This is a genomic window from Lentzea kentuckyensis, assembly GCF_002150765.1.
In the GTDB taxonomy this organism is placed as follows: domain Bacteria; phylum Actinomycetota; class Actinomycetes; order Mycobacteriales; family Pseudonocardiaceae; genus Lentzea; species Lentzea kentuckyensis.
This window is the reverse complement of the sequence record NZ_MUYM01000070.1, coordinates 34,639-50,299: the sequence shown is the minus strand read 5'-3', so window position 1 is coordinate 50,299 and position 15,661 is coordinate 34,639. Positions and strand designations below refer to the sequence as shown.

Annotated in this window: 13 protein-coding genes; 5 read left to right on the top strand and 8 right to left on the bottom strand. The window is 68.2% G+C overall.

Features of this window, described 5'->3' with window-relative positions:
- Positions 1-36 precede the first annotated feature (36 nt).
- The 4 genes from B0F77_RS30155 to B0F77_RS30140 all read left to right on the top strand — a co-directional run bounded on the left by B0F77_RS30155 (position 37) and on the right by B0F77_RS30140 (position 4,324).
- A complete protein-coding gene (locus tag B0F77_RS30155) occupies positions 37-477 on the top strand; it encodes an Lrp/AsnC family transcriptional regulator (protein ID WP_086666451.1) in 441 nt (146 codons plus the stop codon).
- 10 nt (positions 478-487) lie between these two features.
- Complete coding sequence (locus B0F77_RS30150; protein WP_086666388.1) at positions 488-1,228, top strand: enoyl-CoA hydratase; 741 nt, start codon at positions 488-490, stop codon at positions 1,226-1,228.
- Between the two features lie 211 nt (positions 1,229-1,439).
- Positions 1,440-3,278, top strand: coding sequence for a 2-oxoacid:acceptor oxidoreductase subunit alpha (locus B0F77_RS30145; RefSeq protein WP_086666387.1), 1,839 nt, complete (start codon positions 1,440-1,442; stop codon positions 3,276-3,278).
- On the top strand, positions 3,275-4,324 hold the full coding sequence (locus B0F77_RS30140; protein WP_086666386.1) for a 2-oxoacid:ferredoxin oxidoreductase subunit beta: 1,050 nt from the start codon (positions 3,275-3,277) through the stop codon (positions 4,322-4,324). Before B0F77_RS30145 ends, B0F77_RS30140 begins: the two co-directional genes overlap by 4 nt.
- 64 nt (positions 4,325-4,388) lie before the next feature.
- Here B0F77_RS30140 and B0F77_RS30135 read toward each other — a convergent pair whose 3' ends face one another.
- On the bottom strand, positions 4,389-6,821 hold the full coding sequence (locus B0F77_RS30135; RefSeq protein ID WP_086666385.1) for a sunset domain-containing protein: 2,433 nt from the start codon (positions 6,819-6,821) through the stop codon (positions 4,389-4,391).
- 145 nt (positions 6,822-6,966) lie between these two features.
- Between B0F77_RS30135 and rarD the strand changes: the two genes are divergently transcribed.
- Positions 6,967-7,890 carry an EamA family transporter RarD gene (gene rarD, locus B0F77_RS30130; RefSeq protein WP_086666384.1) on the top strand — a complete coding sequence of 308 codons (924 nt, stop codon included), beginning with the start codon at positions 6,967-6,969 and terminating at the stop codon, positions 7,888-7,890.
- A 3-nt stretch (positions 7,891-7,893) separates the two neighbouring features.
- Here rarD and B0F77_RS30125 read toward each other — a convergent pair whose 3' ends face one another.
- The 7 genes from B0F77_RS30125 to nuoI are packed head-to-tail and all read right to left on the bottom strand — an operon-like array spanning position 7,894 to position 15,660.
- On the bottom strand, positions 7,894-8,859 hold the full coding sequence (locus B0F77_RS30125; RefSeq protein WP_245848834.1) for a polyprenyl synthetase family protein: 966 nt from the start codon (positions 8,857-8,859) through the stop codon (positions 7,894-7,896).
- Positions 8,860-8,914: 55 nt separating this feature from the next.
- Positions 8,915-10,492: an NADH-quinone oxidoreductase subunit NuoN gene (gene nuoN, locus B0F77_RS30120; protein ID WP_086666382.1), complete on the bottom strand. Its 1,578-nt coding sequence runs from the start codon at positions 10,490-10,492 to the stop codon at positions 8,915-8,917.
- A 1-nt stretch (position 10,493) separates the two neighbouring features.
- Entirely contained in the window at positions 10,494-12,062 is a 1,569-nt protein-coding gene (locus B0F77_RS30115) for an NADH-quinone oxidoreductase subunit M (RefSeq protein ID WP_086666381.1), read from the bottom strand.
- Entirely contained in the window at positions 12,059-13,993 is a 1,935-nt protein-coding gene (gene nuoL / locus B0F77_RS30110) for an NADH-quinone oxidoreductase subunit L (RefSeq protein WP_086666380.1), read from the bottom strand. The genes B0F77_RS30115 and nuoL overlap by 4 nt, the downstream gene beginning before the upstream one ends.
- 10 nt (positions 13,994-14,003) lie before the next feature.
- Positions 14,004-14,303: an NADH-quinone oxidoreductase subunit NuoK gene (nuoK, locus tag B0F77_RS30105; RefSeq protein WP_030473209.1), complete on the bottom strand. Its 300-nt coding sequence runs from the start codon at positions 14,301-14,303 to the stop codon at positions 14,004-14,006.
- Positions 14,300-15,136, bottom strand: coding sequence for an NADH-quinone oxidoreductase subunit J (locus B0F77_RS30100; protein WP_086666450.1), 837 nt, complete (start codon positions 15,134-15,136; stop codon positions 14,300-14,302). Before B0F77_RS30100 ends, nuoK begins: the two co-directional genes overlap by 4 nt.
- An 8-nt stretch (positions 15,137-15,144) precedes the next feature.
- Entirely contained in the window at positions 15,145-15,660 is a 516-nt protein-coding gene (nuoI, locus tag B0F77_RS30095; RefSeq protein ID WP_086666379.1) for an NADH-quinone oxidoreductase subunit NuoI, read from the bottom strand.
- Between the last annotated feature and the right edge of the window lies 1 nt (position 15,661).

Below are 15,661 nucleotides of genomic sequence, written 5' to 3'. Positions count from 1 at the left end.
CCGCGACATTGCGTTAACTAGGGCAGAATGTTGCGTGTGGACAGCATCGACCAGCGAATCATTTCGTGCCTCATGGCCAACGCACGGTCCAGCTACGCGGAGATCGGGAAAGAGGTGGGGTTGAGCGCCCCCGCGGTGAAGCGGCGGGTGGACAAACTGCTGGATACGGGCGTGCTCAGGGGGTTCACGGCGGTGGTGGACCCGGAGGCGCTCGGGTGGGGCACCGAGGCGTTCGTCGAGGTGCACTGCAAGGGGAACGTCGCGCCGCACGACATCCAGCACCGGCTGGAGCCGATGGCGGAGGTCAGTGCCGCTTACACGGTGTCCGGCGCGGCGGACGCGATCGTGCACCTGCGGGCCGCGGACATTCATCACCTGGAGACCGCGCTCGAAAAGATCCGGGCCGTCGAGATCATCGATCGGACCGTGTCGACGGTGGTGCTGTCCCGGCTCCTGGACCGGCCGCTGGCCCCATAGAGTCCGGCCCATGGCTGAGGTTCTGCTGGAGCACAACGAATCCGTCGCCGTGATCACGATCAGCGATCCGGACCGGCGCAACGCCCTGACGATCGACCTGTCGCAGGAGCTCGCGGACAAGGTCGCGGAAGCAGAGGAAACAGCCAACGCGCTGATCATCACGGGTGCGCCGCCCGCGTTCTGCGCCGGTGCGGACCTGACGCAGCTCGGCAGCTCCAAGGACGAAGGCCTCAAGAAGATCTACCAGGGTTTTCTGGCCGTGGCGAACGCCACCATCCCGACGATCGCCGCGGTCAACGGCGCGGCGGTCGGGGCCGGGCTCAACCTGGCGCTGGCCGCGGACGTGCGGATCGCGGGGCCCAAGGCGCGGTTCGACGCGCGGTTCCTGCAGCTCGGTATTCACCCCGGTGGCGGCATGACGTGGATGTTGCAGAAGATCACCAACAGGCAGACCGCCACGGCGATGACCTTGTTCGGGCAGATCCTCGACGCCGACCAGGCCGTCGAGCACGGGCTCGCCTACGCCAGGGCCGAGGACCCACTGGCAGTAGCGAAGGAGCTGGCCAAACACGCTGCCGAGGCGCCGGCGGCACTCGTGCGGACCATCAAGGCCACGATGCGGGCGACCGATGCAATGCACGACCACGCGGAGGCGGTCGAGACCGAGCTGCGGCCACAGGTGGCTTCGATCGACACTCCAGAATTCGCTGCCAGGCTGGCCGCGATGAAGGCTCGGATCAGCAGGCGGTAAGTGTTACCTTGGGTAACAGGTATCGAGGGTGACGTGTGCCGCATTCGGGTATCCGCTGGTAGTGCTGTGCTTACCGTTTAGTTAAGGACCCGGTGCGGCGGATGGGACAGTTTGTCCCGCCTGGTGGTACACGGCCGGTCTGGCGGGCGGTCCTGGCGACTACCCTCGATGTGGGGCACAGCCACCCTTGGAGAGAGGTATCGGCGTAGGAATGAGCACTGAGACCCGCAAGCTGGATCGCGTCGTGATCCGCTTCGCCGGCGACTCCGGTGACGGCATGCAGCTCACCGGAGACCGGTTCACGTCGGAAGCGGCGGCGTTCGGCAACGACCTCGCCACCCAGCCCAACTTCCCGGCCGAGATCCGCGCTCCCCAGGGCACCCTCCCCGGAGTTTCGTCCTTCCAGCTCCACTTCGCCGACTACGACATCCTGACGCCGGGCGACCGGCCGGACGTGCTCGTGGCGATGAACCCGGCCGCGCTCAAGGCGAACGTCGTCGACCTGCCGGACGGCGGCATCCTCATCGTCAACACCGACGAGTTCACCAAGCGGAACCTGACGAAGGTCGGGTACGACTCGAACCCGCTCGAGGACGACTCGCTCGAGAAGTTCCAGGTGCACAAGGTCGCCATGGCGACGATGACCATCGGTGCGCTGGAGGAGACCGGGCTCGGCAAGAAGGACGCGGAGCGCGCGAAGAACATGTTCGCGCTCGGCCTTCTGTCGTGGATGTACCACCGGCCGACCGAAGGCACGGAACGGTTCCTGCGCGAGAAGTTCGCGAAGAAGCCGGACATCGCCGAGGCCAACGTCCTGGCGTTCCGCGCCGGCTACTACTACGGCGAGACCACCGAAGCCTTCGCCGTCACCTACGAGGTGGCGCCCGCGAAGCTGAACGTCGGCACCTACCGCCAGATCACCGGCAACACGGCGACGGCGTACGGCATCGTCGCGGCGGCCCAGCTCGCGAAGCTGCCCGTCGTGCTCGGCACGTACCCGATCACGCCGGCGTCGGACATCCTGCACGAACTGAGCAAGCACAAGAACTTCGGCATCACCACGGTGCAGGCCGAGGACGAGATCGCGGGCATCGGCATCGCCCTCGGCGCGTCCTACGGCGGTGCGATCGGCGTGACGTCGACGTCCGGCCCCGGTATCGCGCTGAAGTCCGAGACCATCGGCCTCGGCGTGATGACCGAACTGCCGCTGCTCGTGATCGACGTGCAGCGCGGTGGCCCGTCCACCGGTCTGCCGACGAAGACCGAGCAGGCCGACCTGCTGCAGGCGATGTTCGGCCGCAACGGCGAGTCGCCCGTGCCGATCGTGGCGCCGCAGTCGCCTTCCGACTGCTTCGACGCCGTGGTCGACGCGACCCGCATCGCGCTCAAGTACCGCACGCCGGTGCTGTTCCTGTCCGACGGCGCGATCGCGAACGGTTCTGAGCCGTGGCTGATCCCGGACATCGACTCGCTGCCGGATCTGTCGGTCGAGTTCGCGACGGACCCGGAGACGTTCCAGCCGTACTCGCGTGACCCGGAGACGCTGGCCCGACCGTGGGCGGTGCCCGGTACTCCTGGTCTGCAGCACCGCATCGGCGGTCTGGAGAAGCAGGACATCACCGGCAACATCTCGTACGACCCGGAGAACCACGACCGCATGGTGCGCCTGCGCCAGGCGAAGATCGACGGCATCGAGGTGCCGGACGTCGAGGTCGAGGACCCGAGCGGCGAGGCGAAGGTCCTGGTCGTGGGCTGGGGTTCGTCCTACGGCCCGATCGGCGCGGCGGCGCGCCGGGTCCGCAAGCTCGGCCTGCCGGTCGCGCACGCGCACCTGCGGCACCTCAACCCGTTCCCCAAGAACCTGGGTGACGTGCTGAAGTCGTACGAAAAGGTCATCGTGCCGGAAATGAACCTGGGGCAGCTGGCGTTGCTCTTGAGGGCGAAGTACCTGGTGGACGCCGTGTCGTACACCAAGGTGCAGGGCCTGCCCTTCAAGGCGGAAGAGCTGCAGGACGTGCTCGCTGACGTGATCAAGGGGGTGTCGGCGTGACTGCTATCGACCTCGGAATCCCCGGGTTGACCGGGGTTCCCACCACCGACGAGAAGCAGACCGCGCGGGACTACAAGTCGGACCAGGAAGTCCGCTGGTGCCCCGGCTGCGGTGACTACATCGTGCTCAACACCATGCAGTCGTTCCTGCCGTCGCTGGGCCTCAAGCGCGAGAACATCGTGTTCGTCTCGGGCATCGGGTGTTCGTCCCGGTTCCCGTACTACATGAACACCTACGGCATGCACTCCATCCACGGCCGTGCGCCCGCCATCGCGTCGGGCCTCGCCGTGGCACGGCCGGACCTGAGCGTGTGGGTGGTGACCGGCGACGGCGACGCGCTGTCGATCGGCGGCAACCACCTGATCCACACGTTGCGCCGCAACGTGAACCTCAAGATCCTGCTGTTCAACAACCGGATCTACGGCCTGACCAAGGGCCAGTACTCACCGACCTCCGAAGAGGGCAAGGTCACCAAGTCGACGCCGATCGGCTCGGTCGACCACCCGTTCAACCCGGTGTCGCTGGCACTGGGCGCGGAAGCCTCCTTCGTGGGCCGGGCGCTGGACTCGGACAAGGCCGGCCTCACCTCGGTGCTGCGCCAGGCCGCGGAACACCGCGGGTCGGCGCTCGTGGAGATCTACCAGAACTGCCCGATCTTCAACGACGGCGCGTTCGACGTGCTGAAGGACGCGGACGAGGCACAGCGGCGGATCATCAACGTCGTCGACGGCGAGCCGATCCGGTTCGGTCGTGAGGGCGAGTACTGCGTGACCCGGGAGGGCTTCGGGCTCGCGGTCGCCAAGTCCGCGGACGTCGACGCGAGCGACATCGTCGTGCACGACGCGTCGGACCTGAACCTGTCGTTCGCGCTCTCGCGGCTCTCGACGCAGGACCTCACGCACACCGTCACCGGTGTGTTCCGACGGGCGGACCGGCCGACGTACGACGACGGCGTGCGCGCGCAGGTGAACGAGGCCAAGGCGGCGAAGCCGGCGAACCTCAGCAAGCTGTTGCACGGCAAGGACACCTGGACCGTGGTCGGCTAACGCTCAGAACACCCGAAAGGCCCGCCAGCGCGTTGCTGGCGGGCCTTTCGCGTTGGAGACGGGGTCAGGGCGCCGGTCGGAATCCGGCCTTCTCGGCGTCGGACTCGGTGCGGAACCACACGTCCGCGCGAGTGTCGCCGAAGTTCGCCGAACCCTCGGTGTAGTAACGACGACCGGTCAGGGTCGCCTTCACCGCGAAGTCCGCGGCGGGCGCGAGACCGTCCGACTTGGGCAGCACTGAACCGGGACCGAACGGCGAGCGCGGGTTGAAGCCCTCCGGCTGCTGGAACCGCGCCGACGGGCCGGCGGGCGTGCCGTTCGGACGCCCACCCGTGGATGGGGAGAAGCCGACCGGACGCGGCCGCGCCGGGAGTGCCGCCGCGGGGGCGGGCTGGGCTTCCTGCTTCGGCTGTTCGAAGGCCGCGAACGCCGAGAAGCTCTGCTGCCGCTGCTGGGTCGTGCGACGGGCCTCGCGGATCGGCAGGCCCGCTTCGGTGGTCCGCTGCGGCAGGTCGGTCTCGGGTTCCGGCTCGGGCTCCGGTGGGGCGGCGAGCAGCGGCTCGTCGCTCGGCACGAACTTCGGCACGAACGGCTGGTCGTTGCTCGAGTCCGGCAGCTGGCGGGTCTGGCCGAGAGCGGGCAACGGCTCGTCGGCGTCCAGCAGCGGTTCGAACAGCGACCGCGGGCGGTCGGGGACCGGAGCGGGGGCGGGTGCTTCCGCGGTCTGGGAGGAGAACGCGGCGCCGACGGCACGGGGCGTGCGTTCCGGGGCCTCCTCAGCCTCGACGCGCGGGGCGAACGCCGAGAACGGCGCGGGTGCCGGGGCACCGGGAGCGGTGAACGGCGCGGGGGCGCCGAAGTCGGCGAAAGACGCGGGGGCGCTGCGATCGGTGAACGGCTCACGAGCGGGAAGCGGCTCACGAGCCGGGAGAGGCTCACGAACTGGAAGCGGCTCACGAACGGGGAGTGGCTCACGAACTGGGAGCGGCGCGGGTGCACTGGAGTCCGCGTACGGCTCTCGAACGCCCGAATCGGCGTACGGCTCGCGCGCGCCGGGGTCGGCGAACTGCTCACGGGTGCCAGAGTCCGCGTACGGCTCGCGGGCGCCGGCATCGGCGAACGACTCACGAGCGCCAGCGTCGGCGAACTGCTCGCGAGCGCCAGAGTCGGCGTGCGACTCACGCACGCCGGGGTCGGCGAACGACCCGCGGGCACCCGAGTCCGCGAACGGCTCGCGGGCACCCGAGTCCGCGAACGACTCACGAGCACTGGGGTCGGCGTACGACTCGCGGGCGCCAGAGTCCGCGTACGGCTCGCGGGCGCCAGGGTCGGTGAACGGCTCGTCCTGGGCGACCTCGGGCTCGACGAACTCCTCGACGGCGGGCTCGGGCTCCTGCAACGCGTGCGCGGACTCCGACGGCTCGCGGTACGCGTGCGCCGGTTCCTGCTCGCGCTCCGGCTCGGTGAACGACCGCTCTTCGGCCAGCGTCGTCTCGAAGACGCCGTTGCGCACGTGCGGCGCGTCCAGGTCGATCGGCTCGATCAGGCCGGTCTGCTCGGCCGGTGCTTCTGGCTCGACGAACCCGTCCAGCTGGCCGGAGATCTCGTCGCGCAGGCCGGCGTATTCGCCGGTGAGGTCGTTGGCGGGCCAGGTGCCCTCCTCGACCGCGATGTACGTCGTCTGCTCGGACCTGGTGCCGGCGGGCTCGTCCTCCTGCTCACGGGCCTCGTCGAGGAACGCCTCCTGCTCGTCCTCGGCCCAGACCTCGCGCGGCTGGTAGACGAAGTCGTCGGCCTGCTCGTCGACCTCGGGACCGGCGGTGGGCTCCGAGGCCCGCGGGGCGACCTCGGCGGTCGGCCCCGCGACGGTGGGCACGTACGACGTCTGCTCCGCGGGGAGTTCCGGCTCGTCGTCGAAGTCGGCGGCCTCCAGCCCGGACAGCGGCAGGACCGTCGTCATCTCGGCCGGCGACTCCTCCGGCACGTCGGCCGGGGCGAGGCGCTCGAAGAGGGAACGCGGGCGGTCGTCCTCGGTCAGGGCCTGCTGCTCGGCGAGCTGCTCCTCGAAGCGGCGCTGCGCCTCTTCCGGTTCCATGTACTGGCGGACCGGGGCGGAGGGCTCCTCCTCTGGCTCCTCGGGAGCGGCGACGGGCTCCGGCTCGGTGGCCGGCAGCGGCGCCTGCGACGGCGTCGGCACGGGCTCGCCGAAGTAGGCGGGCGGCTCCACGTATGGCGCGGGGGCGGGAGCAGGCGCGGGCGGCGCCAGCATCTCGTCGCCGAGCGAACGCGGCGGGGCGTCGTCCCACTCGTCGACCTCGAAGTCGTCGACGCGAAGTGCCGTCGCGATCGGGGGTGCCGACCGGCGCGCTTCGAGAAGTTGATCTTCGAGCTCGGCCACCTGCCGGCGTGCGGGCCGAACCATCACCAGCCGCGTGAGCAAGACTCCCGCGACGAAGGACAGCACACTCCACAGCCAGACCTGCCCGAAGACATTCACGGGTAAGCCCCTTCTACGACCACACTCAGGCCCCACTCACTCGGAAGGGTGAGCACGGCCAAACTACAGTGCCTTCGATGATGCTCCGTCACTACGCCGTTCGGCGCAAATATCCGGAGGAAACGCCAGCGTAGAGTGGCATTTTGTGCCGCCTCTGACGACCTCTTCCATCAGTTCGACAGAAGTTCACACCCCTGGGCGAGGCGTCACGTACGGCGTACTCGCCTACGTCCTCTGGGGCCTGTTCCCCGCGTACTGGCCACTCCTCGTACCCGCCCAGCCGATCGAGGTGCTCGCACACCGGATCGTCTGGTCGTTCGTGACACTCGCCATCGCCGTCGCGTTCCTCCGGCGGTGGCGCCCTTTCCTTGAACTATCAGGAAAAGGCTGGCTCATCGTTACCGCTGCCGCGGTGTTGATCACGGTGAACTGGGGCACCTACATCTACGCCGTGAACAGCCAGCACGTCGTCGAGGCGGCACTGGGTTACTTCATCACGCCGTTGGTCAGCGTGGGACTCGGCATGATCTTCCTCAAGGAACGATTGCGTCTCGCTCAGACCGTCGCGATCGGCGTCGTCGTCGTCGCTGTGATCGTGCTCACCGTCGACTACGGCCGGCTGCCGGTGATCTCGCTGATCCTGGCCTGCTCGTTCGGTGTCTACGGCCTGCTGAAGAAGAAGGTGCCGCTGGACGCCATCTCCAGCCTCACCGCGGAGAGCGCGGTGATCGCCCCGATCGCGCTGGTCTACCTGATCGTGCTCGGCAGCGCGAACACCTTCACCACCGAAGGCACCGGCCACACGTTGATGATCCTCAGCACCGGCATCGTCACGGCGGTCCCGCTGGTGCTGTTCGGCGCTGGGGCACAGCGCATCCCGCTGATCACCATGGGCATGCTGCAGTACCTCGCCCCGATCCTGCAGTTCGTCTGGGGCGTGTTCGTGGTGCACGAACCGATGCCGCCGGGCCGGTGGATCGGGTTCGCCCTCGTCTGGCTGGCGCTGGCGGTCTTCACGTTCGACGCGGTGAAGAACCGGCGCAAGCAGTTGCTCGCGCCGGTCGAGTAACACCTATCGGGAACGCGCCACCACGTAGGTCGCGAGCTCGTCGAGTGCGTCCCGCGCGGCACACGGTGGCAGCTTGCCCAGCTCCGTGCGGGCCCGGTCCGCGTACTCGTCGAGGGTCTCGCGCGCCTTGTCCATGCCGGAGGACTTGCGCAGCAACGAAAGCGCCTCGTTCACCAGCTCGTCCTCGACGATCGGCCCCGCCAGCAGCTCGGCGAGCCGCGTCTCGGACGGGTCCGTCAGCGCGTAGAGCATCGGCAGCGTCTTCACGCCCTCGCGCAGGTCGGTGCCCGGCGTCTTGCCGGACTCGACCGACGGCGACGCGATGTCGATGACGTCGTCGGAGATCTGGAACGCGGCACCGATCACGTCGGCGTACCGGCGCAGCGCGTCGATCTGCTCGTCGGTCGCGTCGGAGAACATGCCGCCGAACCTCGCCGCCGTCGCGATCAGGACGCCGGTCTTCTCCTCGATCACCTTCAGGTAGTGGGCGATCGGGTCCTCGCCCGGCTGCGGGCCGACGGTCTCGCGCATCTGGCCGGTCACCAGGACCGAGAAGGTCTCCGCGATGATCCGCGCCGCGTCCGTCCCCAGGTCGGCGGTCAGCCGTGACGCGTGGGCGAACAGGAAGTCGCCGGTCAGGATCGCGATGCTGTTGTCCCACTTGGCGTTCGCGGACACCGCGCCACGCCGCATGGTCGCCTCGTCCATCACGTCGTCGTGGTAGAGCGTGGCGAGGTGGGTGAGCTCGACCACAGTGGCCGCCTTGATGACCTTGTCCCGGTCCCAGTCGGCGCCGAACTGCGATGCGAGCAGTGTGAAGAGCGGGCGGATCCGCTTTCCGCCCGCCTCCACAAGGTGAAGCGAGGTTTCCGTGACCGGGTGGAACTCGCTCTGCACTACCTCGTGCAGGTTGCGCTCCACCTCGGCCAGGCCGTCCTGGACTACCTCGGTGAGCACGGGGTCCACCAACGCGAACCCCGGTCCCTCATGCTCGCTACTGGTCACACCAGCAGACTACGTACACCTAGCTGAGGAAGGTGCCGGTACCCGCCCAATCGAGCACGAACGTGGGCCACAAACCCAGCACCAAGGTCACAACCGCACCCAACGTGATCGCGATCGTGGTGAACGCACCGGGCACCGTCACGGTCGGGCCGTCCGGCGCCGGCTCGCTGAAGTACATCAGCACGATCACCCGCAGGTAGAAGAACGCCGCGACGGCCGAGGCCACCAGGGCGATCACCACGAGCGGGGTCAGGCCGGCCTCGATCGCCGCGCTGAACACGACGAACTTGCCGATGAAGCCGGACGTCAGCGGAATTCCGGCGAGGGCCAGCAGCAGGAACGTGAAGGTGCCCGCCACGATCGGCGACCGCTTCGCGAGACCCGCCCACTGCGACAGGTGCGTCGCCTCGCCGTCCGAGTTGCGGACCAGCGACACGATGCCGAACGCGGCGATCGTGGTGAAGCCGTACGCCAGCAGGTAGAACAGCGTCGCGCTCACACCCGGCGAGGTGCCCTCGGGGGTCAACGCGATCGTGCCGATCAGCAGGAAGCCCGCGTGCGCCACCGACGAGTACGCGATCATGCGCTTCACGTCGGTCTGCGTGAGACCCAGCACCGCACCGATCACCATCGACACCACGGCGACGCCGTACAGCACGCCGCGCCACTCCCACTGCGTGTTCTCGAACGCCACCGTGAGCACGCGCAGGATGCCGCCGAACGCGGCGACCTTGGTGCACGCCGCCATGAACGCCGTCACCGGCGTCGGCGCGCCCTGGTACACGTCCGGGGTCCAGGCGTGGAACGGGCCGACGGCCGCCTTGAACAGCAGACCCACCACCAGCAGGCCGAAGCCCGCGAACAGCAGCGTGTCCGAGCGGTCCGTACCGGCCGCGGCGGTCGCGATGGCCGAGAGCTTCACCGAACCCGCGTAGCCGTACAGCAGAGCCACGCCGTACAGGAAGAACGCGGAGGCGAACGCACCGAGCAGGAAGTACTTCACGGCCGCTTCCTGCGAGAGCAGGCGACGGCGGCGAGCCAGGCCGCACAGCAGGTACAGCGGCAGCGACAGGACTTCCAGCGCGATGAACATGGTCAGCAGGTCGTTCGACGCGACGAACGTCATCATGCCGCCGAGCGCGAACAGCGTGAGCGGGAAGACCTCGGTCTGCATGCCGGTCTTCGTCGCCTGCGCGCGGTCCTGGACGGTGCCCGGACGGATCGCGGCCTGCGCCACGAACGCGCCACCCGGCTCCACCGAGCGATCGGCGATCAGCAACACCGACCCGAACGCCAGCACCAGCAACGTGGCCCACAGGAACAGCGACGGCGAGTCGACCGCGATCGCCCCCGCCAGCGTCGCCACGCCCTGCTCGGGACGCTCCGAGGTCGCGTAGAGGATCAACGCGCCGGTGGCCCCGACCAACGTGAGGAGCGTGAGCACGAGCTGCACGGCCCACCGCTGGTGCTTGGGCAGCAACGCTTCCAGCAGCACGCTGATGCAGGCCGCGCCGAGCACGACGAGCATCGGCGCGATGGCGCCGTAATCGATCTCCGGCGCCTCGATCGTCTGCGCCTGAGCGACGAGAAGGTTCACGTCACTTGCCTTCCTGCACGGTGACCGGGTCGGTCACGCCGACCTCGGTCAGCGTCGCCCCGACAGTCGGGGTGATGACGTCGAGCACCGGCTGCGGGTAGAACCCGAGTGCCAGCACGATGACAACGAGCGGTGCCAGCACTGCGATCTCGCGCTTGGAGAGGTCGCCGATGGCCGTCTTCTTCTCCGGGTCGCCGACCGCGCCCGGACCGGCGGCCGCGCCCACGAGCGCGTCGCCGCGCAGCGGGCCGGTCATGATCCGCTGGTAGAGCCACAGCACGTAGAGCGCCGCGAGCACCATGCCGACCGTCGCGATGATCGTGTAGACCGGCTGCGTCGGGAACGAGCCGATCAGCACCAGGAACTCGGAGACGAACGAGTTCGTGCCCGGCAGCGACAGCGTGGTCAGGCCGGAGAGCAGCAGCATGCCTGCGAGCACCGGGGCGACCTTCGACATGCCGCCGTAGTCGGAGATCAGCGACGAACCACCGCGGGCGATCACCATGCCGATCACCAGGATCAGCATGCCGGTCGAGACCGAGTGGTTGAGCATGTACGACACCGAGCCCACACCGGCCTGCGACGTGAACGAGAAGATGCCGAGCGCGATGAAGCCGAAGTGGGCGATCGAGACGTAAGCCAGGAACCGCTTCATGTCCCGCTGGCCCGTGGCGAGCAGCGATCCGTAAAGGACACCGGCCACCGCGAGCACCAGCACCAGCGGCGCCAGGTTCTTCGACGCCGTCGGGAACATCGGCAGCAGATAACGCAGCATGCCGAAGGTGCCGACCTTGTCCAGGATGCCGACGACGATCACCGTGACGCCGATGGGCGCCTCGGCGGCCGCGTCCGGCAGCCAGGTGTGGAACGGCACCAGCGGCGCCTTGATCGCGAACGCCAGGAAGAAGCCGAGGAACAGCCAGGTCTGCGTCGTCGAGTCGGCGTCGCTGACCACCTTCACCAGGGTCGCCCAGTCGAACGTGCCCTTGCCCAGCTCGTCCGACGCCATCGCGTAGGCGCCGATCGCGGAGGCCAGCATGATCAGGCCGCCGAGGAACGAGTACAGGAAGAACTTGACCGCCGCGTACTGCCTGCGCGCGCCGCCGTAGCCGCCGATCAGGAAGTACATCGGGATCAGCATGACCTCGAACAGCACGTAGAACAGGAAGACGTCGGTGGCGGCGAACACCGCGACCGTCACGGCCTCCTGCACCAGGATCAGCGCGAGGTACCCGCCCTGGGAACGGCCGGCCGGCAGCTTCTCCGTCCAGCCGGCCCCGATCACCAGCGGGATCAGCAGTGCGATCACCGCGATCATCACCAGCGCGATGCCGTCGATGCCGAACGACAGCCGCACGCCGAACGCCGGGATCCAGTCCACGCCCACGGCGAGCTGGATGCGGTCGCCGTCGGCGTCGTAGGCGGTCCACAGCAGCACGGCGAGCACCAGCTCGACGAGCGAGAACGCCAGTGCGACGAGCTTGGCCTTCGTGTCGTCCTTGCGCAGGAACGACACCACCAGCGCGCCGACCAGCGGCACGACCAGCAGTGCGATCAGAACCCAGCTCACGAGAACCTCACCACCAGGAGCGCTCCGAGCACGAAGATCGAGCCCAGCAGCATGGACAGTGCGTAGGAGCGGACGAATCCGGTCTGCAACCTGCGCAACCGGCCGGAGCTACCGCCGAGCAGCGCCGCGGTGCCGTTGACCAGACCGTCGACGCCCTTCAGGTCGAGGAACACCAGCGCGCGGGTGAGCCAGGTGCCCGGCCGCGCGAAGAGTGCCTCGTTCAGTGCGTTGCCGTAGAGGTCCGCACGAGCCGCGCGCACCGGGAACGACACCCGCGCCGGCCGCTCGACCGGCTGCTTGCCGCGGCCGAAGAGCAGGAACGCGAGACCGGCGCCGAGCACCGCGAGCACGACGGTCAGGATCCCGACCATGCCGTGCGAGATCACGCCGTGCTCTTCCTTCAGCTCGCCCAGCGAGGGCTCCAGCCAGCCGGCCAGACGTCCGCCGGAGGAGAGGAACCAGCCACCGCCGACCGAACCGACCGCCAGGATGATCATCGGGATGGTCATCGACAGCGGGGACTCGTGCGGGTGGTAGTCCTTGCCGTTCTCCGCCTTCAGGTCCTTCCAGCGGGCCTCGCCCAGGAAGACCAGGATCAGCAGGCGTGTCATGTAGAACGCGGTCAGCGCGGCACCGAGCAGCGCCACCCCGCCGAAGACGTACGGGCGCCAGCCCTCGCCGGTGAACGCCGCCGCGATGATGGCGTCCTTCGAGAAGTAGCCGGCGAACGGCGGGATGCCGATCAGCGCGAGGTAGCCGAGCGTCCAGGTGACGAACGTGATCGGCAGGTACTTCGCCAGGCCGCCCATCCGGCGGATGTTGCCCTCGTCGTTCATGCCGTGCATGACCGAACCGGCACCGAGGAAGAGCCCGGCCTTGAAGAAGCCGTGCGTCAGCAGGTGCATGATGCCCAGGGCGTACCCGATCGGGCCCAGGCCCACCGCGAGGATCATGTAACCGATCTGCGAGACCGTGGAGTACGCCAGGACTTTCTTGAAGTCGTCGTAGGCGCAACCGATGATGCAACCGATCAGCAGCGTGACGCCACCGATGATCATCACGACCAGGCGGCCGTCCTCGCTCAGGTTGTAGAGCGGGTTCGAGCGGGCGATCAGGTACACACCCGCGGTGACCATCGTCGCCGCGTGGATCAGTGCGGACACCGGGGTCGGACCGGCCATCGCGTCCGGCAACCAGGCCTGGAGCGGGAACTGACCGGACTTGCCGCAGGCGCCCAGGAGCAGCAGCAGCGTGATCGCGAGGACCTCGGCGGACGAGAACTCGCTGACCCGGCTGAAGACCTCGGTGTACTGCGTGGTCCCGAGGCGGTTGAACATCATGAAGATCGCGATGGCCAGGCCCAGGTCACCGACGCGGTTCATCAGGAAGGCCTTCTTGGCCGCCGACGCCGCTTCCGGCTTGTACTGGTACCAGCCGATCAGCAGGTACGAGGCGAGACCGACACCCTCCCAGCCGAAGTACAGGGTCACGAAACCGTTGCCCAGCACCAGCAGGAGCATCGCGGAGACGAAGAGGTTGAGGTAGGCGAAGAACTTCCGCCTGCCTTCCTCGTGCGCCATGTAGCCGACCGAGTAGATGTGGATCAGCGAACCCACACCGGTGATCAGCAACACGAACGTGAGCGACAGCGGGTCGATCCGCAGTCCGAAGTCGACGGTCAGCGCGTTGACGTCGATCCAGTTGAACAGGTGCACGTTCTGCACCCGCTCCTCCGGCGACAGGCCGAGCGTCGAGAAGAACAGCGCGAGTCCGTAGCCGAACGCGCCGAGGATGGTGGCGCAGCCGAGCAGATGACCCCACTTGTCGGTGCGCTTGCCACCGACCAGCAGCACCGCCGCGCCGAACGCGGGCAGCGCCAACAACAACCAGGCGAAGCTCGCGACCCCGCTGGCGACAACAGGTTCCGTCACCGGTGACCCCTCAGTACTTCAGCAGGTTCGAGTCGTCGACCGAGGCCGAGCGACGCGTCCGGAAGATGGACATGATGATCGCGAGGCCGACGACGACCTCCGCCGCGGCGACGACCATCACGAAGAACGCCATCACCTGACCGTCGAGCGAGCCGTTGATCCGCGCGAACGTCACGAGGCTCAGGTTGACCGCGTTGAGCATGAGCTCGACGCACATGAAGACCACGATGGCGTTGCGGCGCACCAGGACGCCGACGGCGCCGATGCTGAACAGCAGTGCCGACAGCAGCAGGTAGTAGGTGGGAGTCACGACTCACTTCCCTTGAGCGCGTGCGCGTCTGCCTCGTGCCCGGTGCCGGCCACGTCGGCGACGTCGTCCGAGAGCGTGGCCTTGTCGGTCGCCTCGATGACCTCGAACAGCGACTCCTCCGAGACGCTGCCGTCGGGCAGCAGTGCGGGGGTGGCCACGGAGTTCGCGGTGGCGAAGACACCCGGACCGGGGATGGACCCGACCCGCTTGCCCGACTGGAAGCGCTCCTCGACGAGTTCCTTCTGCGTCTTCTTGGACGGCTTCCCGTCCCTGCCGACGAAGGCCAGGATCATCGCGCCGAGCGCGGCGGTGATCAGCAGCGCCGACGTGAGCTCGAACGCGAACAGGTAGTCCGTGAAGAGCTTCTGGCCGATGTTGCCGACGTTGCCGCCGTTCGTGGTGTTCGCCTCGGCCAGGCCCTTGGACTGGACCGAGGTGAGCGCGCGGGCGACGGAGCCGACCATGAGGACGGCGAACCCGATGCCGAGCAACGCGGCCGCGAGTCGCTGGCCGCGGATCACTTCGACCACGGAGTCCGAACTGTCCCGGCCGACCATCATCAGCACGAACAGGAACAGCATCATGATCGCGCCGGTGTAGACGATGATCTGCACGAAGCCGAGGAACGGCGCCTGCTGGATCATGTACAGCACACCGAGGCTGAGCATCGTCACCACGAGCCACAGCGCGGAGTGCACCGCGTTGCGCGCGAAGAGCATGCCGAGCGCGCCGGCCAGCGCCAGCGGACCGAGGATCCAGAACGAGATCGCCTCGCCCGTGGTCACGGTGTCGACCGCGCGCTGCACCGGTTCCGGCTGCTGCGCCAGGAACATCAGGAAGCTCACTGCTGAGCCTCCTTAGCCAGCTGCGGGCCGTTCACGTAGTAGTCCTGCTCGTTCTCGCCGAGCCGCATCGGGTGCGGCGGCTGCTCCATGCCGGGCAGCAGCGGGGCGAGCAGGTCCTCCTTGGTGAAGATCAGGTCCTGGCGGTTGTCGTCGGCGAGCTCGTACTCGTTCGTCATCGTGAGCGAACGGGTCGGGCAGGCCTCGATGCACAGGCCGCAGCCGATGCAGCGCAGGTAGTTGATCTGGTAGTCGGCACCGAAGCGCTCACCGGGCGAGTAGCGCGCTTCCTCGGTGTTGTCGCCACCCTCGACGAAGATCGCGTCCGCAGGGCAGGCCCACGCGCACAGCTCGCAGCCGACGCACTTCTCCAGCCCGTCCGGGTGCCTGTTCAGCTGGTGCCGGCCGTGGAACCGCGGCGCGGTCACCTTCTTGACCTCGGGGTACTCCTCCGTCACCACCTTCTTGAACATGGTGCCGAAGGTGACGCCGAAGCCTTTGAGGGACTCGAACATC